Origin of the sequence: Achromobacter sp. RW408, from assembly GCF_003184165.1 — a bacterium.
Taxonomy (GTDB): Bacteria; Pseudomonadota; Gammaproteobacteria; order Burkholderiales; family Burkholderiaceae_B; genus Achromobacter; species Achromobacter xylosoxidans.
On record NZ_QHHO01000046.1, the window covers coordinates 621,622 to 642,312 of the forward strand.

The 20,691-nt window shown below is 69.2% G+C and carries 19 protein-coding genes; 5 read left to right on the forward strand and 14 right to left on the reverse strand.

The features are described from left to right. Positions 1–88: 88 nt before the first annotated feature. The 3 genes from DK459_RS12975 (at position 89) to DK459_RS12985 (ending at position 3,934) form a co-directional block, all read left to right on the forward strand. A complete protein-coding gene (locus DK459_RS12975) occupies positions 89–916 on the forward strand; it encodes a helix-turn-helix domain-containing protein (RefSeq protein WP_053499537.1) in 828 nt (275 codons plus the stop codon). A gap of 113 nt (positions 917–1,029) precedes the next feature. Continuing rightward, entirely contained in the window at positions 1,030–2,895 is a 1,866-nt protein-coding gene (ilvD, locus tag DK459_RS12980; protein ID WP_110134797.1) for a dihydroxy-acid dehydratase, read from the forward strand. Between the two features lie 157 nt (positions 2,896–3,052). Continuing rightward, complete coding sequence (locus DK459_RS12985; protein WP_024070565.1) at positions 3,053–3,934, forward strand: LysR family transcriptional regulator; 882 nt, start codon at positions 3,053–3,055, stop codon at positions 3,932–3,934. A gap of 62 nt (positions 3,935–3,996) precedes the next feature. Here the strand turns inward: DK459_RS12985 and lpdA are convergent, their stop codons facing one another. The 11 genes from lpdA to DK459_RS13040 form a co-directional block, all read right to left on the reverse strand. Beyond that, positions 3,997–5,394 (reverse strand): dihydrolipoyl dehydrogenase, encoded by a 1,398-nt coding sequence (gene lpdA, locus DK459_RS12990; RefSeq protein WP_070541601.1) that lies wholly within the window; start codon positions 5,392–5,394, stop codon positions 3,997–3,999. An 8-nt stretch (positions 5,395–5,402) separates the two neighbouring features. Further along, positions 5,403–6,671, reverse strand: a complete 1,269-nt coding sequence (locus DK459_RS12995; RefSeq protein WP_110134798.1) for a pyruvate dehydrogenase complex dihydrolipoamide acetyltransferase — start codon at positions 6,669–6,671, stop codon at positions 5,403–5,405. A 12-nt stretch (positions 6,672–6,683) separates the two neighbouring features. Continuing rightward, a complete protein-coding gene (locus DK459_RS13000) occupies positions 6,684–7,175 on the reverse strand; it encodes a VOC family protein (RefSeq protein WP_110134799.1) in 492 nt (163 codons plus the stop codon). After that, on the reverse strand, positions 7,172–9,355 hold the full coding sequence (locus tag DK459_RS13005; RefSeq protein WP_020926119.1) for a thiamine pyrophosphate-dependent enzyme: 2,184 nt from the start codon (positions 9,353–9,355) through the stop codon (positions 7,172–7,174). Before DK459_RS13005 ends, DK459_RS13000 begins: the two co-directional genes overlap by 4 nt. Before the next feature lie 36 nt (positions 9,356–9,391). Next, the gene (locus tag DK459_RS13010) at positions 9,392–10,180 is read right to left on the reverse strand and encodes an SDR family NAD(P)-dependent oxidoreductase (protein ID WP_070541604.1); all 789 of its coding nucleotides are present in this window, start codon (positions 10,178–10,180) and stop codon (positions 9,392–9,394) included. Between the two features lie 28 nt (positions 10,181–10,208). Continuing rightward, a complete protein-coding gene (locus tag DK459_RS13015) occupies positions 10,209–10,928 on the reverse strand; it encodes an ABC transporter ATP-binding protein (RefSeq protein ID WP_006386225.1) in 720 nt (239 codons plus the stop codon). Then, positions 10,925–11,677, reverse strand: coding sequence for an ABC transporter ATP-binding protein (locus DK459_RS13020; protein ID WP_024070561.1), 753 nt, complete (start codon positions 11,675–11,677; stop codon positions 10,925–10,927). Before DK459_RS13020 ends, DK459_RS13015 begins: the two co-directional genes overlap by 4 nt. After that, positions 11,674–12,948: a branched-chain amino acid ABC transporter permease gene (locus DK459_RS13025; protein ID WP_058665625.1), complete on the reverse strand. Its 1,275-nt coding sequence runs from the start codon at positions 12,946–12,948 to the stop codon at positions 11,674–11,676. Before DK459_RS13025 ends, DK459_RS13020 begins: the two co-directional genes overlap by 4 nt. Next, positions 12,945–13,886 carry a branched-chain amino acid ABC transporter permease gene (locus tag DK459_RS13030; protein ID WP_006386228.1) on the reverse strand — a complete coding sequence of 314 codons (942 nt, stop codon included), beginning with the start codon at positions 13,884–13,886 and terminating at the stop codon, positions 12,945–12,947. The genes DK459_RS13025 and DK459_RS13030 overlap by 4 nt, the downstream gene beginning before the upstream one ends. Positions 13,887–14,023: 137 nt before the next feature. After that, positions 14,024–15,259 (reverse strand): branched-chain amino acid ABC transporter substrate-binding protein, encoded by a 1,236-nt coding sequence (locus DK459_RS13035; RefSeq protein ID WP_020926123.1) that lies wholly within the window; start codon positions 15,257–15,259, stop codon positions 14,024–14,026. A gap of 40 nt (positions 15,260–15,299) precedes the next feature. Next, positions 15,300–16,121 (reverse strand): shikimate dehydrogenase, encoded by an 822-nt coding sequence (locus DK459_RS13040; RefSeq protein ID WP_110134800.1) that lies wholly within the window; start codon positions 16,119–16,121, stop codon positions 15,300–15,302. Between the two features lie 238 nt (positions 16,122–16,359). On the opposite strand from DK459_RS13040, the gene DK459_RS13045 reads away from it, so the two are divergent. Together DK459_RS13045 and DK459_RS13050 are read left to right on the forward strand one after the other, a co-directional pair. After that, positions 16,360–17,097 carry an SDR family NAD(P)-dependent oxidoreductase gene (locus DK459_RS13045; protein WP_006386231.1) on the forward strand — a complete coding sequence of 246 codons (738 nt, stop codon included), beginning with the start codon at positions 16,360–16,362 and terminating at the stop codon, positions 17,095–17,097. Positions 17,098–17,249: 152 nt separating this feature from the next. Beyond that, positions 17,250–18,002: a FadR/GntR family transcriptional regulator gene (locus DK459_RS13050; protein ID WP_006386232.1), complete on the forward strand. Its 753-nt coding sequence runs from the start codon at positions 17,250–17,252 to the stop codon at positions 18,000–18,002. Positions 18,003–18,061: 59 nt separating this feature from the next. On the opposite strand, the gene DK459_RS13055 is transcribed toward DK459_RS13050, so the two are convergent. From DK459_RS13055 to thpR, 3 genes are all read right to left on the reverse strand, one after another. After that, entirely contained in the window at positions 18,062–19,399 is a 1,338-nt protein-coding gene (locus tag DK459_RS13055) for an NAD(P)H-dependent oxidoreductase (RefSeq protein WP_006386233.1), read from the reverse strand. A gap of 104 nt (positions 19,400–19,503) precedes the next feature. Further along, positions 19,504–20,064, reverse strand: coding sequence for a 5'-3'-deoxyribonucleotidase (locus DK459_RS13060; protein ID WP_110134801.1), 561 nt, complete (start codon positions 20,062–20,064; stop codon positions 19,504–19,506). A gap of 56 nt (positions 20,065–20,120) precedes the next feature. Further along, positions 20,121–20,651 carry an RNA 2',3'-cyclic phosphodiesterase gene (gene thpR / locus DK459_RS13065; RefSeq protein WP_054444587.1) on the reverse strand — a complete coding sequence of 177 codons (531 nt, stop codon included), beginning with the start codon at positions 20,649–20,651 and terminating at the stop codon, positions 20,121–20,123. Between the last annotated feature and the right edge of the window lie 40 nt (positions 20,652–20,691).

Sequence of the window (20,691 nt, forward strand, 5' to 3'; positions counted from 1 at the left end):
GGCAGCAATGAAATCGAACGGGGATGCCGGCAGGATAGGTACACTGGAAAAGACCGTCTACCGCCAGCTGGACATGAATCGTCGAGAAATGGACAAACCCAAACCGCCGTCGCGCCTGGCCGGCTCGCGCAAGCCCGCCGATCTGGACCTGTTCCCATACGAATCCTCGCTGCGCCCGGTGGCCGCGCTGGCCGTGGACTACGAGGACGGGCATCGCGTGGGCCGCCATCGTCACCGCCGTTCGCAGCTGGTGTATGCGATCTCGGGCGTGATGGTGGTGGATACCGACGCCGGCATCTGGGTGGTGCCGCCCACGCGCGGCGTGTGGGTGCCGGCCTGGGTATCCCACTCCATCCGCATGAGCGGCGAGCCGCGCATGCGCACCGTGTTCGTCGAGCCGGGGGCGGCCTCGCACCTGCCCACCGAATGCTGCGTGCTGTCGATCTCGCCGCTGTTGCGCGAGCTGATGGTGGCGGCCGCGGAGGTGCCGCTGGACTGGAAGCCGGGCACCCGCGATGGCCGGCTGATGCTGCTGCTGCTGGACGAATTGAAACAGGAGCCGGTGCTGCCGCTGCACCTGCCGCAGCCGTCCGAGCCGCGCCTGGCGCGCATCTGTCGCGCCATCGTGCGCCACCCCGAGCGGCAGGCGGGCGCGGCCGACTGGGCGCGCGAATTGGGGGTGGATCCCAAGACGGTGCACCGCCTGTTCCTGCGGCATACCGGCATGACCTTCGGCCGCTGGCGCCAGCAGGCGCGCCTGCTGGCGGCGATGGAGCGGCTGGCGCGCGGCGAGCGGGTATTGGATGTGGCCCTGGACCTGGGCTATGAAAGCCCCAGCGCCTTCGCGGCCATGTTCCGCAAAGCCCTGGGCGAGCCGCCCAGCGCCTTCGCCGCGCGCGGCGCGGCGTCCGCCTGATGGCCGCGGCGCGGTCTCGGGGCGGCCTCGGAGGCGGTCCGCGGCCGCTGGGCGCCGGAACCAGCGTATTATTTACCGTTTTGCCGCCCACGCTAATAGCCTGAGACAAGATCATGCCGCACTACCGTTCCCGCACCTCGACCCACGGCCGCAACATGGCCGGCGCCCGCGCCCTGTGGCGCGCCACCGGCATGAAGGACGGAGACTTCGGCAAGCCGATCATCGCGGTGGTCAACTCGTTCACGCAGTTCGTGCCGGGCCACGTGCACCTGCGCGACCTGGGCGCGCTGGTCGCCAAGGAAATCGAGGCCGCCGGCGGCGTCGCCAAGGAATTCAACACCATCGCCGTCGATGACGGCATCGCCATGGGCCACGGCGGCATGCTGTATTCGCTGCCTTCGCGCGAACTGATCGCCGACTCGGTCGAATACATGGTCAACGCGCACTGCGCTGACGCCATGGTCTGCATCTCGAACTGCGACAAGATCACCCCGGGGATGCTGATGGCCGCGATGCGCCTGAACATCCCGGTGGTGTTCGTGTCCGGCGGCCCGATGGAAGCAGGCAAGGTCAAGTCGCCGACCGACGGCAAGGTGATCGCCAAGATCGACCTGATCGACGCCATGATCAAGGCCGCCGATCCCAACGTGTCGGACGCCGACGTGGCCGAAGTCGAACGCAGCGCGTGTCCGACCTGCGGCTCCTGTTCCGGCATGTTCACCGCCAACTCGATGAACTGCCTGACCGAGGCCATCGGCCTGGCGCTGCCGGGCAACGGCACCATCGTCGCCACGCACGCCTGGCGCAAGGGGCTGTTCGAGCAGGCCGGCCGCCTGGTGGTGGACCTGTGCCGCCGCTACTACGTCGAGGAAGACGAATCGGTCCTGCCGCGCAGCATCGCCACCAAGAGCGCGTTCCAGAACGCCATGGCGCTGGACGTGGCCATGGGCGGTTCCACCAACACCGTGCTGCACCTGCTGGCCGCGGCGCAGGAAGCCGGCGTCGACTTCACCATGGCCGACATCGACCGCATTTCGCGCAAGGTGCCGTGCCTGTGCAAGGCCGCCCCGGCCACCGACAAGTACCACATCGAAGACGTGCACCGCGCCGGTGGCATCCTGGGCATCCTGGGTGAACTGGCGCGCGCCGATCTGCTCGACTTGTCCTGCGGCAACGTGCACAGCGGCACGCTGGGCAACGCCATCGCGCAATGGGACGTGGCCGGCGGCGCCGGCGAAGCGGCGCAGAAGTTCTATCGCGCCGCGCCCGGCGGCATCCCCACCACCGTGGCCTTCAGCCAGGACGCCACCTTCCTGACACTGGACACCGACCGCAAGACCGGTTGCATCCGTAGCAAGGAAAACGCCTACTCCAAGGACGGCGGCCTGGCCGTGCTGTACGGCAACCTGGCCGAGAAGGGCTGCATCGTCAAGACCGCCGGCGTGGATGAATCGCAGTGGGTCTTCACCGGCCGCGCGCGCGTGTTCGAAAGCCAGGACGACGCCGTCGAAGGCATCCTGGGCGACAAGGTCGCGCCGGGCGACGTGGTGGTGATCCGCTACGAAGGCCCCAAGGGCGGCCCCGGCATGCAGGAAATGCTGTACCCAACCTCGTACCTGAAGTCCAAGGGCCTGGGCAAGACCTGCGCGCTGTTCACCGATGGCCGCTTCTCGGGCGGCTCGTCGGGCCTGGTGATTGGCCACGCCTCGCCCGAAGCGGCCGAGGGCGGCACCATCGGCCTGGTGGAAGACGGCGACACCATCGAGATCGACATCCCCAACCGCAGGATGCACCTGGCCGTGTCCGACGAGGAACTGGCCCGCCGCCGCGCCGCGATGAATGCGCGCGAGGATGGCGGCTGGCTGCCGGTGGATCGCGAACGCGTGGTGTCGCAGGCCCTGCAGGCCTACGCCGCGCTGGCCACCTCGGCCGACCGTGGCGCGGTGCGCGACCTGTCGCAGCTCAAGCAGAAGCGTTGATCGGCCGGCGGTCGATCCCATGGAAAAAGCGGCGCCGCGTGCGCCGCTTTTTCTTTTGCGGCCGCAGAGCCAGATAACCCTGCCGTCGGCCCGGCCACCGCGCAATCGGCGCGTCCACGCGCTATAAAATTCCGCTACTCGTGATCCGGAGTCAAAAATGGCGCTCAATTCCGAGGCCCTGCGGTTGTTCCTGGGCGTGGTCGACGCCGGCTCGATGAGCGCCGCCGCCGAGATGCTCGGCCAGACCGCGTCCGGCGTCAGCCGCGGCCTGTCGCGCCTGGAAGAGGACCTGGGCGTGACGTTGCTGAACCGCACCACCCGGCGCATGGAACTCACGGCCGAAGGCGCGCATTTCCTGCAGAAGGCGCGCCAGATCGTGCAGTCGCTGGAAGAAGCCGAGGAATGCATGCGCATCGTCAACCAGCAGCCGGCCGGCCGCCTGCGCGTCGATGCCTCGGTGCCGGTGATGCTGCATTGCGTGGTGCCGCACGTGGCGGACTTCCGTCGGGAGTATCCGGCGATCTCGCTGGAGCTGACCAGCAACGATCGCATCGTCGACCTGATCGAGCACCGCACCGACGTGGCCCTGCGCATGGGGCCGTTGAATGATTCCACGCTGCATGCGCGGCCCATGCGGCCGCGCCCGCGCTGGCTGATGGCGAGTCCGGAATACCTCGCGCGGCGCGGCGTGCCGCGCACCGTCGAGGACCTTGCCAGCCACGAACTGCTGGGCTTCACCCAGCCCGAAAGCCTGAACGTCTGGCCGCTGCGCCACGCGGGCGGCTCCACCTACCTGGCCACGCCCACGCTGGCCACTTCCAGCGGCGAGACCCAGCGGCACCTGGCGCTGCGCGGCGTGGGCATCGCCTGCCTGTCGGACTTCGTGTCGCGCGACGACCTGCGCGAAGGGCGGCTGGTGCGCATCATGGAAGACCTGCACACCGACTACCTGCAGCCGATGCACGCGGTGTACTACCGCAATACGCAGCTGTCGCGGCGTATTGCGTGCTTCCTGGATTTCTTCGCCAGCCGGTTGTGAGGGCAGGGGCCTGGCGCGACCGATGACGGTCCGCGCCAAACCCCTGAGCGCTGCAACGCGCTTTAGCCGTGCAGCGCCCGGCCGAAAGCCGCCAGCACCGATTCGTGCAGCGTTTCCGACAGCGTCGGATGCGCGAACACGGTGTGCATCAGGTCTTCCTCGGTGGCTTCCAGCGCCGCCGCCACGCCGTAGCCGGCGATCAGCTCTGACGCCTCCGGGTGGATGATGTGCGCGCCCAGCAGCTCGCCGGTGCCGGCATCGAACACCGTCTTCACCAACCCCTGGTCTTCGCCCATGGCAATCGCCTTGCCGTTGCCGACGAAGGTGAATCTGCCGACGCGGATCTCGCCGCCCGTCGCCTTGGCGTGCTCGCGGGCGCGGGCCTCGGTCATGCCGATGCTGGCGACCTGCGGATGCGAATACGTGCACGCGGGAATGCGCAGCGGATCGAGCGCGTGCACCGGCAGGCCGGCGATGGCTTCCACGCACAGCACCGCCTCGTGGCTGGCCTTGTGCGCCAGCCACGGCGCGCCGGCCACGTCGCCGATGGCGTAGACGCCCGGTTCGGCGGTGCGGCACAGGCCGTCGGTGACGATGTGGGTCTTCTCCACTTTCACGCGGGTCTGCTCCAGGCCCAGGTTCTCGACGTTGCCGACAATGCCGGCCGCGACGATGACGCGCTCGACCTCCAGTTCGATCTGCTTGCCCTGTTGCTCCAGCACGGCCTTGACGCCGGTGGCCGTCGGGCTGGAAGACTTGACCGCGCACTGCGTCAGCACGCGGATGCCCTGCTTTTCGAAGGCCTTGCGCGCCAGCGCGGAGATCTCGGCGTCTTCCTGCGGCAGGATCTCGGCCGTCATGTCGATCAGCGTCACCTCCGCGCCGACCGCGCGGTAGAAGCTGGCGAACTCGGCGCCGATCGCGCCAGCGCCCACCACCAGCAGCGACTTGGGCAGCGCCGGCGGCGTCAGCGCCTGGCGGTAAGTCCAGATTCGTTCGCCCACCGGCAGCGCCGGCAGCTCGCGCGCCCGCGCGCCGGTGGCCAGGATGATGTGGCGGGCCGACAGCGTGGCGCCGTTGTCGAGCGCGACGTGGCCGCCGCCGGCCAGTTTGGCGCTGGCGGCAAAGACCGTGACGCCGTTCTTCTTCATCAGGTGCGTCACGCCCTGGCCCAGGCGGCCGGCGACCTTGCGCGAGCGCGCCACCATCGCGGCCAGGTCGGGTTGGGCCGCGCCGGCGCCGGTCACGCCGTACTGGTCGGCCTCGCGGCAGGCGCGCAGCACGGTGGCGCTGTGCAGCAGCGCCTTGGTCGGGATGCAGCCCCAGTTCAGGCAGATGCCGCCGAGTTCGGCGCGTTCCACCAGCGCGGTGGACAGGCCCAGTTGCGCCGCGCGGATGGCGGCCACGTAGCCGCCGGGGCCGCCGCCCACCACCACCAGGTCAAACGAAGTCTTGGTCATGGCGGGGCTCACAGCAGGATGCGCACGGGGGCTTCGATCAGCGCGCGGAAGGCGGCCAGCCAGCGCGCGCCGACGGCGCCGTCCACCACGCGGTGGTCGGCCGACAGCGTCACCGTCATGACGGTGGCGGCCTTCAGGTCGCCGTTGTCGTCCACCACCGGGCGGCGCTCGGCCGCGCCCACCGCCAGGATCGCCGCCTGCGGCGGGTTGATGATGGCGGCGAACTGCTTGATGCCGTACATGCCCAGGTTGCTGACCGTCAGCGAGCCGCCGGTGAATTCCTCGGGCTTCAGACGATTGACCTTGGCGCGGCCGGCCAGTTCGACGATCTCGGCGGCGATGGCGGACAGCGGCTTGACGTCGGCGTCGCGCACGATGGGCGTGACCAGGCCGCCGTCGGTGGCCACGGCCACGCTGATGTCGGCGCCGGCGTGGAATTCAATGGCATCGTCGTGCCAGCTGGCGTTGACCTCGGGCACCTCGCGCAGCGCCAGGGCGGCGGCGCGCACAATGAAGTCATTGACCGACAGCTTGACCGCGCCGCCCTGGTTGGCCTGGGCGCGCAGGGCCAGCAGCGCGTCCATGCGGCAGTCCACCGTCAGGTAGAAGTGCGGCACCTGCTGCTTGCTTTCGGTCAGGCGGCGGGCGATGGCGCGGCGCATGCCGGAATGCGGCACGCGGCGCGCGGCGGCGCGATTGGCGGACGGCGTTGCGGCAACGGGCGAGCGGCCGCGCGCGGCCTCGACGTCGCGGCGCACGATGCGGCCGCGCGGGCCGGTGCCCTGCACGTCGAGCAGGTTGACGTGCCATTGCGCGGCCAGGCGGCGCGCCAGCGGGCTGGCGAAGCGGCGCGTGCCGGGCGTGGGGGCGTCGGAAGCGGCGTCGCGTGCGGCGGGCGCCGGCGCGGCGATCGGTGCCGCATTGGCGGTGGCCGCAGGCGTCGCTGCCGGCTGCGCGGCGGCAACGGGCGCGGCGGGCTTTGCTGCCTGCGCGCCGTGTTCCGCCAGCGCCTGATCGATCGCGGCGGCGTCTTCGCCCGGCGCCAGCAGCACGCCGATCACGGTGTTGATCGGCACCGACGCCGGCCCGGCCTGCACCACGATGCGGCCGAGCACGCCCGCGTGTTCGGCGTTGATCTCGACGATTGCCTTCTCGGTTTCGATTTCCGCCAGCGCCTCGCCCACGGCGACCGTGTCGCCTTCCTGCTTGAGCCATTGGTGCAGCGTGCCGGCGTCGGCATCGGCCGCGACGGAGGGGAGCTTGATAAGGTGTGCCACGTGTAGTTCGTCCTATTCTGCGCGCATGGCCAGGTCGGGCCGATAGGCCGCCGGGTCGTCGTATTCGACCAGTTCCAGCACATTGCCTTCGGGGTCGCGGAAGAAGGCCAGCCAGGTGCCGGGCCGCACTTGCATCGGCGCCGGATCGCTGTCGAAGACCACGCCGCGCGCCCGCAGGCGCTCGACGGTGCCGGCCAGGTCATGCACGATGAAGGTCAGGTAGGTGCTGCCCTGGCGGTCCAGGATGGCGGCGCCGCGCACCGCGGGCTCCGGCGCCACGGCCGGCTGCAGCAGCTTGATGCGCTCGCCGTACGAGGTCTGCAGGCGCGCCACGTCGTAGCCATGCTGCGTCAGGCCGGTGGCGCGGGCCTTGTCGGCCGGCACGCTGACGCGGTTCACCAGCGTCAGGCCGACTATGTCGGTGTAGAACGCCAGTTGCGCGTCCAGGTCGGCGCAGCAAATGCCGACTTCCATCGGCACGCTCATGCGCAAGGCGGCGTTCATGCGCGTTCTCCCAGGTCGGCCAGCACGTCGTTCAGGCCGGCGATGACTTCTTCCGTGTCGGCGAAGGCCGCGCGCTCCAGCACCTTGGAGATGCTGGGCGAGGCCTCGCCGCCCGTGACGCGCTTGACCGGCTGGTCGAGCCAGTCGAAGTAGCGGCGCTGGATCTCGTCGGCCAGCATGGCGCCGTACGAGGTGCCGCGCGCGCCCTGTTCGACGATCAGCACGTTGTTGGTCTTCTGGATGCTGGCGCCGATGGTGTCCCAGTCGAGGTTGGCGCGGTCCAGCGTGCGCAGGTCGATCACCTCCGCATCCACGCCGGTTTCCTCCGCCGCCTTGAGGGCGCGGCTGACCATCGACAGGTAGGTCAGCACCGTGACCTTGGAACCGGCGCGGCGCACGCGCGCCTTGCCGAACGGAATGGCGTAGTCCAGGTCGCCGTCGGGAACCTCGCCCGACGAGGCGTACAGGTCGACGTGCTCGATCACCAGCACCGGGTCCTTTGAGGCCAGCGCGGTGTTCATCAGGCCGATGTACTCATACGGCGTGGACGGCGCGACGATGCGCCAGCCCGGGGCTGTGGCGAAGACGCCGGCCGGGTCCATCGAGTGCTGCGAGCCGTAGCCCGTGCCCATCGCCACCTTGGTGCGCAGCACGAAGGGCACGTCGATGTCGCCGCCGAACATGTGGCGGGCCTTGCCGATCTGGTTGAAGATCTGGTCGGCCGCGACCCACATGAAGTCGGGGTACATGAATTCCACCACCGGCTTGTAGCGACCGTCCATGGCCAGGCCGCCGCCCAGGCCGGCGAAGGCGTTCTCGGAAATCGGCGTGCCCAGCACGCGGTCGGGGTACTTGTCCTTCAGGCCGCGGGTGGCGCCGTTGGTGCCGCCCTTCAGGCGGTGCACGTCCTCGCCCAGCACCACCACGCCGGGGTCGGTTTCCATGCGGCGATCGAGCACGTCGGCCACCGCGTCCACGAACTTGCGCTCGACGCGGGCGCCGGCATGGTCGGCGGCGTCCTGGTAGCGCAGGCCGGCCAGTTCCGAGCCGTCGCTGCGCAGGCCCACGTCGCGGAAGTCGGGGCGCGGCCACAGGTCGGCGCGCACGCGGCGCTTGCCGCCGTCGGTGGCCTCGGTCAGCCGGCCCGACACGTCTTTCATCACGTCCTTGCAGCGCTGGCGCAGGGCGTCGACCTCGGCCTGGGTGATCAGCTGACGGCCGATCATCTCGCTGGCGATCTTGTCGAGCGGATCGCGGCGGCGCCATTGCGCCTCTTCTTCCTTGCTACGGTAGCCGAAGGCGCTGCCGGGGAACGGGCCGTTCTGGTGGAAGAAGCGGTAGACGTCCACCTCGATGATGGTGGGGCCGTTGCCGGCGCGCATGTGCGCCACGGCTTCCGACATGGCCAGGTGCACGGCCAGCGGGTCCATGCCGTCGACCTGCCAGGCCGGGATGTTGAAGGCCTGGCCGCGGGCCGACAGGCGCGGCTCGGCGGTCGATTCCTCGACCGTGGTGGACACGGCGTAGCGGTTGTTCTCGATGAAGAAGCACAGCGGCGTCTTCCACGCGGCGGTCAGGTTCATCGTCTCGAGCACCGAGCCGATGTTGACGGCGCCGTCGCCGAAGTAGGTCACGGCCACGCGGTCGGTGCCGGCGTGGTGGTGGGCCCAGGCCGCGCCGGCGGCCAGCGGCACGCCGCCGCCGACGATGGCATTGGTGCCGAGCGCGCCGGCTTCCAGCCAGCGCAGGTGCATGCTGCCGCCACGGCCGCGGCAGTAGCCTTGCGCCAGGCCCATGATCTCGGCCAGGGTCTTGTGCAGCACTTCGTCGATGGCGGGCGTGAGCGGGTTGCGCGGATCCAGGCCCAGCGGCGCGACGTGTTGCAGCGCTTTGGCCAGGAACTGGTGGTGGCCGCGGTGCGAGCCGTTGATCTGGTCGCCGGCGCCCAGCGCCAGCACCGAGCCGACGGCGCCGCCTTCCTGGCCCACCGACGAGTGGGCGGGGCCGTGCACCAGGCCTTCGGCGGCCAAGTCCAGCACCGCTTCCTCGAAGGCGCGGATCCAGTGCAGCTGCGTCAGCATGGTGGCCAGCAGCGCGGGGTCGGCCTGTTGCCAGTCCGAGGCCTCGACCGTCAGTTGCCGCCAGGGCGCCTGGGAACCAAGCGGTTGGTAGGTGGCCATGAGTGAATCTCCAGAATGTAGGTAAGCGTCGATGCGTCAGAGGTAGCTGTAGCGGCTCCAGCCGCCATCGGCCACCAGGGTGTGTCCGGTGATGTAGGCGGCCTGGCTGGACGCCAGAAACACCGCCAGGTCGGCCATTTCGGCCGGTTGCGCCAGGCGCCGCAGCGGCGTGCGCTGCTTGAGGCGTTCGGGGTCGAGGCGGCCGCGCGCGGCCAGGTCGCGCACCAGGTCGGTCTCGACGTAGCCGGGCGCCAGCGCGTTCACGCGCACGCCCGCCGGGCCCCATTCCACCGCCAGGGTCTCGGTCAGCAGTACCACCGCGCCCTTGGTGGCGCAGTAGGCGGCGCGGTCGGGCGCCGCCACCACGCCATACATGGAGGCCAGGTTGATGATGCAGCCCTCGCCCTTGGGCACCATGCGGCGGCCGGCGGCCTGGGCGCACAGAAACACGCCGGTCAGGTTGATGTCGACGGCGCGGCGCCATTCCTCGGGGGTGACGTCCAGCGACGGCTTGTTGGCCGAGATGCCGGCGTTGTTGACCAGCACGTCGATGCCGCCCCAGGCCTGTTCGACCTGGGCGAAGACGCGCTCGACCGCGTCGGCGTCGGTGACCGAGGCCTGCGCGGCCAGCGCTTGGCCGCCGGCCGCGCGCAGCCCGGCCACGGCCGCGTCCAGCGCTACCGGGTCCATGTCCAGCAGCGCCACCCGCGCGCCCTGGCGCACGAACGCCTCGGCCGTGGCGTAGCCGATGCCTTTGGCGCCGCCGGTGATCACCACGTTCTTGCCGCGCAGGTCGGCGTGGCGTACTTCAGGGGTATTGTCCAAGTGCTTGCCTCTACAGATAGGGCCGCGGTCAGACCGCCAGCCATTCCTGGACCACGTCCTGGCGCTCATGCAGCTGCGCGGGCGGTCCTTCGAAAACGATACGGCCATGGCCCATCACGCTCACCCGCGTGGAGACCTTCAGCGCGATGGTCAGCTTCTGCTCGACCAGCACCACCGACACGCCGCGCTGGTGGATGTCGCGGATCACGTCGGCGATCACTTCCACGATCTTGGGCGCCAGGCCCTCGGTGGGTTCGTCGATCAGCATGACCTTGGGATTGCCCAGGAGCGAACGGCACATGGTCAGCATCTGCTGTTCGCCGCCGGACAGGTTGCCGGCGCGGGTATTGCGGCGTTCCTTCAGGCGCGGGAAGTAGCCGAACATCTGCTCGATGGTCCAGGCCGGCGCGTCGGGCCGGACGGGCTGTTCGCCCATGCGCAGGTTCTCGTCCACCGTCAGGTTGGCGAACACCTCGCGTTCTTCCGGCACGAAACCCAGTCCGGCGCGAGCGATCTCGAAGGGGCGCTTGTTGGTGATGTCGCGGCCTTCGATGGCAATGCGGCCGCCCGTCACGTCCACCAGCCCCATGATGCTCTTCATGGTGGTGGAGCGGCCGGCGCCGTTGCGGCCCAGCAGGCTGACCACTTCGCCGCGGCCCACCGTCAGGTCGATGCCGTGCAGGATGTGGCTCTTGCCGTAGTGCGCGTGCACGCCTTGCAGGGCCAGCAGGGGGGATTGCATGCTCATACCGTTTCCTCTCCCAGGTAGGCTTCGCGCACGCGGGCGTCGCCGCGGATCTCGGCGGGCGTGCCGGTGGCCAGGATCTCGCCGTACACCAGCACGCTGATGCGGTCGGCCAGCGAGAACACCACCTGCATGTCGTGCTCGACGATCAGCAGGGTGCAGTCGCGCGTTACGTCCTTGATGAGTTCGACGGTGTAGTCGACCTCGTGCTGAGACATGCCGGCCATCGGCTCGTCCAGCAGGATCACCTTGGGCCGCGAGGCCAGCGTCATGCCGATTTCCAGCGAACGCTGCTCGGAGTAGTTCAGGTCGCCCGCCGCGGTGTGCTGCTTGGCGGCCAGGCGCACTTTCTCCAGCAGCTGGTCGACGTTCTCGTTGACGGCGCGGTGGCGCGCGATGGGGCGCCAGAAGTTGTAGACCAGGCCGTGCATGCGCAGCACCGCCAGCCGCAGGTTTTCGCGCACCGACAGGCGCGGGAACACGTTGGTGATCTGGAACGAGCGCGCCAGGCCGAGGCGGTTGATGCGTTCGGGCGGCAGGCCGCCGATGGGTCGCGAGCGCAGGCTGATGTCGCCCGAGGTCGGCGCGAACGAGCCGGACATCAGGTGGAACAGCGTGGACTTGCCGGCGCCGTTGGGGCCGATGACGGCGTGGCGTTCGCCGGCCCGCACTTGCAGGTTGACGCCGCGGATGATCTGCGCGTCGCCGAAGGACTTGCGCACGTCGGTCAGGGTCAGGATCTCGTGGCTCATTTTGCGGTCTCCAGCACGGACGCGGCCTCGGCCTCGCCGCGCCACAGGGCCAGCGCCCAGCGGCAGGCCAAGAGGCCGGCCGCGAACAGCGCCAGCGGCAGCAGCCAGGTCGACAGCGCCAGCGGCGCCCAGTCGTGGCCGAACAGGGAAATGGCGGGCCAGCCGGCATCGGGGTTCATCGCCAGCAGCGAGCGGTAGTCGCGCGCGAACATGCGTTGCAGCAGTTCCACCGAGAACACCGTGGCGCCGGTCAGCAGCAGGCCGCCGACGACGGACACCGCGGCGCGCGGCAGCCAGTCGGCCAGCCCGCGCTGGCGCAGCGACTTGGCGGCGCGCTGCACCAGGCCGACCAGGCCGTCCGGCACGAACAGCATCACCAGCACGAACAGGATGCCCTGGTACAGCAGCCAGGAACGGGTGATGTCGGCCAGCGTCTGCGACAGGAAGGTCAGGATCGACGCGCCCAGCACCGGTCCCAGGAAGGCGTTGACGCCGCCGATGTAGGCGAACAGCACCGCGTCGGTCGACAGCTTGACCTCGAACAGCACGTAGTTGCCGGCCTCGATGTTCAGCGCTTGCAGGCCGCCGGCGATGCCGGCGAACATGGCCGACAACGCGAACACCATGGTCTTGAGCGTGTGCGGCCGGTAGCCCAGGTAGCGCAGGCGGTTGGCGTTTTCGCGCAGGCCCAGCGTCAGGCGGCCCAGCGGCGTGCGGGTCAGGCCATACAGCGCGGCCAGCGACACCAGCACCCAGGCCAGCACCAGGAAGTACACCTCGACGTCCGAGCCGAAGGTGAAGCCCCAGGCCGGCATGCGCATGGCGGACAGCCCGGCTTCCCCGCCGAACACGCCTTTCAGGTGCGGCGCCAGCGCATGCAGCAGTTCGGCCAGCGCCAGCGTGATCATCGAAAAGTACACGCCGGCGCGCATGGTGGCGAACCAGCCCGCGACCAGGCCGAACAGCAAGCCGGCCACGCCGCCCGCCAGCGGCATCAGCGGCGTCGGCAACAGGCCCGCGCCGCCCAGCGCGTTCATGGCGTGGATGGTGGCGAAGGTGCCGACGCCGAAGTAGGCCGCGTGGCCGAAGGACAGCATGCCGCCCTGGCCGGCCAGCAGGTTGAAGGCGCAGGCGAACAGCGCCGCGATCAGCATCTGCACCGCCGCGACCAGCTGGCCGGCGGGCAGCAGCCACGGCAGCGCGCACAGCGCGGCCACGCAGACGATCAGCAGCAGGCCGGCGGTGGCCCGGCGAGACGAGTTCTGGCTCATGCCTGTTCTCCTTTCAGGCCCGAGGGCTTGACCAGCAGCACCACCAACATCAGCAGGAACGGCAGTGTCGCGGCCAGGCTGGAGATCTTCACCGTCATCAGGCCGCCCACGCTTTCGGCCCACTCGCCGGCGCCGAACAGGCCGAACAGGGTCGCCAGGCTGGCGTCGATGCCGACCGAGAACGAGCTGATCAGCCCGATCAGCAGCGAGGCGATCATGGCGCCTTCAAGCGAGCCCAGGCCGCCCACGACCACCACCACGAACACCAGCACGCCCAGTTCCAGCGCCATGTTCGGATTGGTGGTGTAGAAGGCGCCCGCGACCGCGCCCGCCAGGCCGGCCATCGCCGCGCCCACGCCGAACACGCTCATGAACACCAGCGGCACGTTGTGGCCCAGCGCCTCGGCCATGCGCGGCCGGTAGATGGCCGAGCGCACCACGATGCCGACGCGGGTGCGCGACAGCAGCAGGTAGATCACCGCGAACATCGCCAGCGATACGCCGCCCATCAGCAGGCGGTAGAACGGATAGTCGGCGTCGAACACGCGGAAGGCCGCGAAGTTCAGGAACTGCGGCACGCGGTAGTCGACCGGGAAATCCCCGTAGAACAGCTTGATGAGCTCGGCGACGATGAACGCCAGGCCGAAGGTCACCAGCAGCTCCTGCGCGTGGCCGAACTTGTGCACGCGGCGCAGGAAGAAGCGCTCCACGCCCATGCCGAGCACGCCGGCGATGACGGTGGCCAGCACCAGCGCGGTCCAGAACCCGGTGACGGGCGTCAGGGTATAGGCGGCGTACGCGCCTATCATGTAGAAAGAGGCGTGCGCGAAGTTGAGCACGCCCATCATTCCGAAGATCAGTGTCAGGCCTGCCGACACCATGAATAGCAGCAGGCCGTAAATCACGCCGTTCAACAGCGAGACGGTAAAGTATTCCATGTCCGCTCCAAAATCCTTGCGCGCAGGCGCCGGGCGCCTGGCGATCCATCACGCTCTGTTGTGTCCCGGCCCCGCGCCGGCGAGCGCTTTATCGGCGAGTGGCCGCGGACGGCATGCCGTCCGCGGCCATCGCGTCATCAGTCCGGGCGAACCATCTTGCAAGTGGCCTGCACCGGCGCGGACACGTCCGCGGCGGACAGCACCTTGACCGGCTCGAAGCCCATGTCGGTGCCGTCGGCCTTGTACTTGGCGTTCTTGCCGACCTTGGACACCACCATCGGCAGCTGCACCTGGTGGTCTTCGGCGCGCATGGTGTAGGTGCCCAGCGGCGAGGTGTAGGTGACCTTCTCCAGCGCGCGCGCCAGGTCCGGCACCGACAGCTTGCCGTCCTTGGGCTTGACCGTCTTGAGCGCCTCGCCCAGGAAGGTGATGCCGATGACGGTCTGCGGCTCGGTGTAGCTGGGGTAGTGGCCGGTCTTGGCCTTGTAGTCCTCGGCGAACTTGGCGCCTTCCTCGCCCGCGGCCTCGATGTTGTAGGGATGGGCGATGTAATGGCCCAGCGCCACGTCGCCGGCGTTGGCGAGGTTGCCGACCTGGTCCAGGAACACGGTGGCGAAACGCACCTTCAGGCCGGCCGACTGCGTGGCCTTCATCAGCAACAGCAGGTCGTTGGACCAGTTGCCGGTGATGACGGTGTCGGGATTGGCCGAGCGGATGCGGGCCACGTAGGGCGCGAAGTCCTGGATCTTGTTGACTTCGTGCAGCGTCTTGCCGACCACCTCGTAGCCGTACTGCTTGGCGAAGCGCTCGGTGGCGCCTTCCATGTCCTGACCCCAGGAGTAGTTCTGGTTGATGGCGTAGACGCGCTTGCCCAGCGTGCCGTCGGCCGACATGACCGAGGCCAGCGCCTTGACGCGCAGGTCGGCGTTGGTGGTGAAGCGGAAGTGGTAGAAGTGGCACTTCTGGCCGGTCAGTTCCAGCGCTTCGCCGCCCACGTTCAGGAACACGACTTCCTTGCCCGGGTTGCGCAGGTTGTGCTTGCGCACGTCCTCGGTGAGCTGGCCGGAGATGGCCGACGACGAACCCTGCACCAGGATCTGCACGCCTTCGGCGGCGGCGGCGCGGAAACGGTCGGAGGCGCCCACGGGGCCGCCCTGGTTGTCGAACTCGACCAGTTCCAGCGGCTGGCCGTTCCAGCCGCCGGCGGCGTTGATGCGGTCCAGCTGGTACTTGACCGCGGCGCGGAACATCAGGCCGGTCGAGGCCTGCGGGCCGGACAGCGTTTCGATCAGGCCGATCTTGACGGGCGCGGCCTGGGCCGATGCGGCGATGCCGGCCAGGCACAGCAGGCCGGTGGTGAAAGCCAATTTCATGCGTGTCTCCTCCGTGGAACGGGAGTGGTAGGTCCGTGAATCAAGCAAGCGCGTTCAGCAGTTCCTGCTGCGGCTTTTCTATGCCCAGGAAGCGGGCAATTTCGGTGAGTTGTCCTTCCAGCATGTAGAGGCCGGGATGGGTGCGGCAGCCGCGCGCGGCCGCGGCGCGCAGCAGCGGCGTGTCGACGCGGCTCATGACGGCGTCGGCCACCACCGCGCCGGGCGCCAGGGCGTCCAGCTGGAAGGGCAGGGGATCGTTGTCGTCCAGGCCGAGGGTGGTCGCGTTGATGGCGATGTCACAGGTTTCGGGACGCGGGCCGGCCACACCGATGGCCAGGCCGGGATAGTGGCGCGCCAGGCGCGCGGCGAACGCCTCGGCCTTGCCGGGCGAACGGTTGTACAGGCGCAGGCTGGCCGGGCCGGCCTCGGCAATGGCGCAGGCGATGGCCTTGCCGGCGCCGCCCAGGCCCGCCAGGTAGACGTGGCGGCCGGCGGGCTCATGGCCCTGGCCGCGCAGGCCGGCGACGAAGCCCAGGCCGTCGAAGTTGCCGCCGGTCAGGCAGCCGTCGCGCAGCCGCACCGCATTGACGGCGCCGATCAGTTCGGCGGCGGGGGTGAGGGCGTCGCACAGCGTGGCGGCGCGTTCCTTGTGGGGCACGGTGACCACCAGCCCGCCCAGGTTGGCCAGGCCGCGCAGGCCCGCGAACAGGCCGGGCAGGCCGGCGGCGGCCACGTGGAACGGCACCATGACGGCGTCGATGCCGCGTTCGCGCAGCAGGGCGTTGAGCCGCTGGGGCGTCTTGACGTGCGCGATCGGGTCGGCCGCGATCGCGAATACGGTTGTGCTGCCGGTGATTTCCACCTGGTTGTCCCCTGCCTGTCATGCGGCCGTTGGCCGTGTTTTTCCGACCTGCTTGCCTGAAATCGCCAGTTGCTTTACGCTTTCAACACAAGTTGTCAGGCAACTTTATTAAGTTGTCCGATAAATCATAGGGCAAGCGTTTTTCCCGTGTCAAGCGATGCATTTGGCGGTTCAATCGAACCGTCGGCGGCGCCCCGGGAGCGGGCGCTTGCCGTCGAAAAAGCGCTTTGGAGACAGCATGATTTCGTTCGAAGGACAGGTAGTCGCCATCACCGGCGCGGGCAATGGCATCGGTCTGGCGACCGCGCGGCTGATGGCCGCCCATGGCGCCCGGCTGGTGCTCACCGACATCGACAAGGCGCGCCTGGACGAGGTGGCCGCCGAGCTGGACGCCAGCGGCCAGCGGGTGTTCGTGCACGCGCTGGACGTGGCCGCCTCGCACGATTGCGACCGCGTGCTGGAACGCGCCGCGCACCACTTCGGCGGCCTCGACCACCTGGTGCATTGCGCCGGCATCTACCCGGAGCAACTGGTCAAGGACACCAGCGACGAGGCCTGGAAGAAGCTGATGGGCGTGAACCTGGACGGCACCTTCTACGTGTGCCGCGCCGCCCAGCGCCACCTGCGCCAGAACGGCTCGATCGTGCTGCTGACGTCGTTGGCGGCGCAGCGCGGCAGCTACGCGCACGCGGCCTATTCGGCGTCCAAGGGCGCGGTGCAGAGCTTCACCCGCAGTCTGGCGCTGGAGCTGGCGCCGCAGATCCGGGTGAACGCGGTGGCGCCCGGGATCATCGCCACCTCCATGACGCACGACCTGATCGGCCAGAAGGGCGCGCAGTTGCTGGAAAGCACGCCGTTGCGGCGCTTCGGCACGGCCGAGGAAATCGCCGGCGCGATTGCTTTCCTGTGCTCGCCGCTGGCCGGTTTCGTGACGGGCGAGGTGATGCAGGTGAACGGCGGCATCTATATCGCGTAAAGTCTGAAGCGGCCGCGCCCTTGATTCCGGCAAAATCCTATAATTTTCAAGGGCGCCGCCGCAGTGAAACGTCGAGAATTCCTATAACCACGGGCCGGCGCGCCCCAGGGGCTTCCCCGCCGCGAGCCGCCTTCACGTTTTAACGATTCCACATGCAGCCCACTCAAGCACAGGACTCCGACCCGCAGCGCGCCGCGCCCAGGCATTCGCTTTCGGCGGGCGTGGCCGACGCGCTGGCCGAGCAGATCCGCCAGGGCACGCTGGCGCCCGGCGACCGCCTGCCCACCGAGAAGCAATTGACCGAGATCTACTCGGTCAGCCGCGCCGTGGTGCGCGAGGCGCTGGCGCGCCTGAAATCCGAAGGCTTGATCACCTCGCAGCAAGGCAGCGGCGTGTTCGTCGATCCGAACTTCCAGCGCAACGCCTTCCGCATCGCCGCGCCCACGCCGGGCGACAACCAGGACCTGGAACACATCCTGGAGCTGATGCTGTCGATCGAAGTGACCGCCGCGCGCTACGCGGCGCAACGCCGCACCGAACCCGACCTGAAGAAGATGCGCCAGGCGCTGGTGGGCATGGAGTACGCGCTCATCAACGACAAGCTGGGCGACGAAGAGGACTACCAGTTCCACCAGGCCATCGTGCAGGCCACGCATAATCCGCACCTGGTGGCGCTGAACGATTATCTGGAAGCGAATGTGCGGCGCGTCATCCGCAGCGCGCGCAACAACACGGCGCGCATGTACGCCGAGCGCATGGCGGCGGTGCAGAGCGAACACCAGGCGATCTTCGCGGCCATCGAGGGTGGGGATTCCGATGCCGCCGGCAAGGCCGCCGAGCAGCACCTGCGCAATGCCGCCGACCGCCTGCGGCTGTTCCAGGCGGAACGTTCGCCGCCGGTCTGACGGTCGCCGGCCCGTCCCGATTCACGCGGGGCCGGGGGCGGCATGGCGAGGCGCCGCGTTCAGGCGAAGGTCTGTTCCATTTCGCGGCGGAACTGCACGGCGGCCGAACGATCGTCGTATTCCACGTCGCTCCAGCGGATCGCCTGCGACTGCCGCACCGCGTGCTTGAGCTTGACCTGGTGCGACAGGCCCAGCGGCAGGTAGCCCTCGTCGACCGAATCGCGCGCCGGCATCAGCCGGCCATACACGGTGTAGCCGCCTTCGCCGTCCAGCAACTGCCCGGCCTGCAGGTCGCGCTTGGCCGTGGCCACCACATCGCCATGCCAGCCGGCCGGCGCGCCGGTAGGCTCGCGCCGCAGGCCGACGCTGGCCACGCTGATGCCCAGTTCCAGCCCGATCAGGTGATACGGCTTGTACATGGCGGTGTAGTTGCCGCTGGGATCGGTGACCAGGCCGTATTCCTTGAAGCAGCGCCGCACGTAGTCGCTGTCGGCCGCCAGCGTCACGTACACGCCCCAGCGCAGGTCGCGGAACACCGGCCGGCCGTCGCGTTCGAGCGAGGAAATCACTTCCACCTGGCCGCGGTGGTGCAGGATGCCGCCGTCCTCGCGCGGCCGCAGCACGCGCGCCAGGTCGTCCACGCCGCAGGGCGGAAAGTGCAGGCCCGAGGGCGAGGGCAGCAGCCCGGTGGCGTTGGAGACCGCGGCCATCTCGATGGCGCTCTTGGTGCCGTCCAGGAAGCTGTTGAACATCTGCGCGTTGAAGTCGCCGGCCGCCACCATCTCGGCGGTGAAGCCGTAGTAGGGCCAGACGGTGTCGGGCGTGGAAGTATGGAATTCGGGCAGGTACTTGGTGCCCTTGCCGGCCGCCATCACCTCGAAGCCGCTGGCGCGGGCCCAGTCCACCATTTCGCAGATCAGCGCCGGCTGGTCGCCATAGGCCAGCGAATAGACGATGCCGGCTTCGCGCGCGCGCCGCGCCAGCAGTGGCCCGGCCAGCGCGTCGGCCTCGACGTTGACCATGATGATGTGCTTGCCGTGCTCGCAGCAGGCCAGCACGTGGCCGATGCCGGCGGCCGCCTGGCCGGTGGCGTCGATGACGATGTCGACGTCCGGACTGGCGATGACCGCGTGGGGATCGTCGGTGAAATAGACCTTGCCTTGCTTGAGGGCGTCGCCGGTGCTGGCGGCGTTGAGCGCCGTGGCCGGCCAGCCGACCCGGGTGAGCGCGGCGCGGGCGCGATCCGGGGTCAGGTCGGCCACGGCCACCAGCCGCATGCCGGGCGTGCGCGGGGCCTGGCTCATGAACATCGCGCCGAACTTTCCGGCGCCCAGCAGCGCTACGCGCAAGGGCTTGTGATCGGCTTCTCGCTGCTTGAGCAGGCGGTGCAGATTCATGGTGCAGGCTCCTCCAGGGTGTGGGGATACAGCACCACAGAATAGCCTCAACCCCGGCCGCTGAACAGGGCCGGCCACCCGGCCGTCAGGATGTCATCCAGGCGTCATTCGTCGGCCGTATACAGCTCGCCGGCCAGCACGTTGCGCCAGTTGCTCCAGGTGATCCGGGGACGGTCGGTGACGTCGCGGTTGTAGGGCGCGTCGAACAGGACGTGCTTCCAGCGCGGCTTGACCGCGCCCTGGATCACGGGCTTGTCGTCGATCAGCAGGTTGCCGTGCACCAGGGTCTTGTCCTTGGTCAGGATCAGCCGGTTGGTGGCCTCGCGGCCCAGGTGTTTCTCGACCCACAGGTATTTCTCGGCGACGCAGTTCTCGAACTGCGACAGGGGCGAGGTGCAGATGCGCACGTCCATGCCCAGCGCCAGCAGTTCCTTCACGGCCTCCAGCGCCCCCGGCACCGGCGGCAGGTTGCGGATGAACCCGGGCGCGGTGTAGATGGCCTCGGCCATGCCGCGCAGCTCGGGCGCGTAGTCTTCGCGGATATAGAAGGATTTGCGGTCCTCGAACGCCACCGGCGCGATGTCGGGATGGCGCGCGCGCCAGGCATCGATGAAGGCGTGTTCGAAGTCGGCCAGCACGCCGTCTTGGTCGAGCAGGATGATCATGAAGATCCTAAGTCGTTGCGACGCGCTCGATTGTGCCAGAGCGCCGGCGAGTGGCCTCAGCCCGGTTGCGGTTTGGAGCGGGCGACGACGCGGTAGCGGCTGCCGCCGTCGGTGGATTCGGACGCCACCAGCACCATGCGGTCGTAGTGCCAGGTCAGGGACGGCGGGGCGTCGGTGGGCGGGTCGTTGCGCTCGATGTTGCGCAGCAGCGTGACGTGGGGGCGGAACGGCTGGGCGGGCGGCACGAAGCCGAAGGCTGACAGCCACAGCCACAGGCCGTCGTGGCTGGCCTGGAGCGAAGCCGGGGTCTGCGCGGGGCCGGCCCAGAGAATGCGAGGGCGGGCGAAGACGCCGTAGCGGTCGAGGGTGACGGTGCCGGGTTGCAGGCGGTGGTAGGGGGTGGCGTCGATGAGTTCGTCGGCGATTTCCTTTTCCACGGAGCCCAGGAAGGCCAGCGTCATGTGCAGGGTTTCCGTGCGCATGGCGCGGCCGCGGCTGTGCGGTTGGGCTTGAGTGGCCCAGGTGGACAGCGTGTTGGCCAGGGGGGTGTCGGGCCAGAGGGCGTAGAAGAGGCGGATGGGCGACATGGCGGAGATTGTAGGGGGTGTTAGGTGTCGCGAGGGGGGG

Coding starts and splice junctions, on each gene's coding strand:
- DK459_RS13000 (WP_110134799.1), bottom strand. CDS start 7,175: ATGAACGCCGCCTTGCGCATGAGCGTGCCGATGGAAGTCGGCATTTGC.
- DK459_RS13030 (WP_006386228.1), bottom strand. CDS start 13,886: ATGGAATACTTTACCGTCTCGCTGTTGAACGGCGTGATTTACGGCCTG.
- lpdA (WP_070541601.1), bottom strand. CDS start 5,394: ATGACCAAGACTTCGTTTGACCTGGTGGTGGTGGGCGGCGGCCCCGGC.
- DK459_RS13025 (WP_058665625.1), bottom strand. CDS start 12,948: ATGAGCCAGAACTCGTCTCGCCGGGCCACCGCCGGCCTGCTGCTGATC.
- DK459_RS12975 (WP_053499537.1), top strand. CDS start 89: ATGGACAAACCCAAACCGCCGTCGCGCCTGGCCGGCTCGCGCAAGCCC.
- DK459_RS13055 (WP_006386233.1), bottom strand. CDS start 19,399: ATGAATCTGCACCGCCTGCTCAAGCAGCGAGAAGCCGATCACAAGCCC.
- thpR (WP_054444587.1), bottom strand. CDS start 20,651: ATGTCGCCCATCCGCCTCTTCTACGCCCTCTGGCCCGACACCCCCCTG.
- DK459_RS12985 (WP_024070565.1), top strand. CDS start 3,053: ATGGCGCTCAATTCCGAGGCCCTGCGGTTGTTCCTGGGCGTGGTCGAC.
- DK459_RS13020 (WP_024070561.1), bottom strand. CDS start 11,677: ATGAGCCACGAGATCCTGACCCTGACCGACGTGCGCAAGTCCTTCGGC.
- DK459_RS13005 (WP_020926119.1), bottom strand. CDS start 9,355: ATGGCCACCTACCAACCGCTTGGTTCCCAGGCGCCCTGGCGGCAACTG.
- DK459_RS13060 (WP_110134801.1), bottom strand. CDS start 20,064: ATGATCATCCTGCTCGACCAAGACGGCGTGCTGGCCGACTTCGAACAC.
- DK459_RS13035 (WP_020926123.1), bottom strand. CDS start 15,259: ATGAAATTGGCTTTCACCACCGGCCTGCTGTGCCTGGCCGGCATCGCC.
- DK459_RS13045 (WP_006386231.1), top strand. CDS start 16,360: ATGATTTCGTTCGAAGGACAGGTAGTCGCCATCACCGGCGCGGGCAAT.
- DK459_RS13050 (WP_006386232.1), top strand. CDS start 17,250: ATGCAGCCCACTCAAGCACAGGACTCCGACCCGCAGCGCGCCGCGCCC.
- DK459_RS13015 (WP_006386225.1), bottom strand. CDS start 10,928: ATGAGCATGCAATCCCCCCTGCTGGCCCTGCAAGGCGTGCACGCGCAC.
- ilvD (WP_110134797.1), top strand. CDS start 1,030: ATGCCGCACTACCGTTCCCGCACCTCGACCCACGGCCGCAACATGGCC.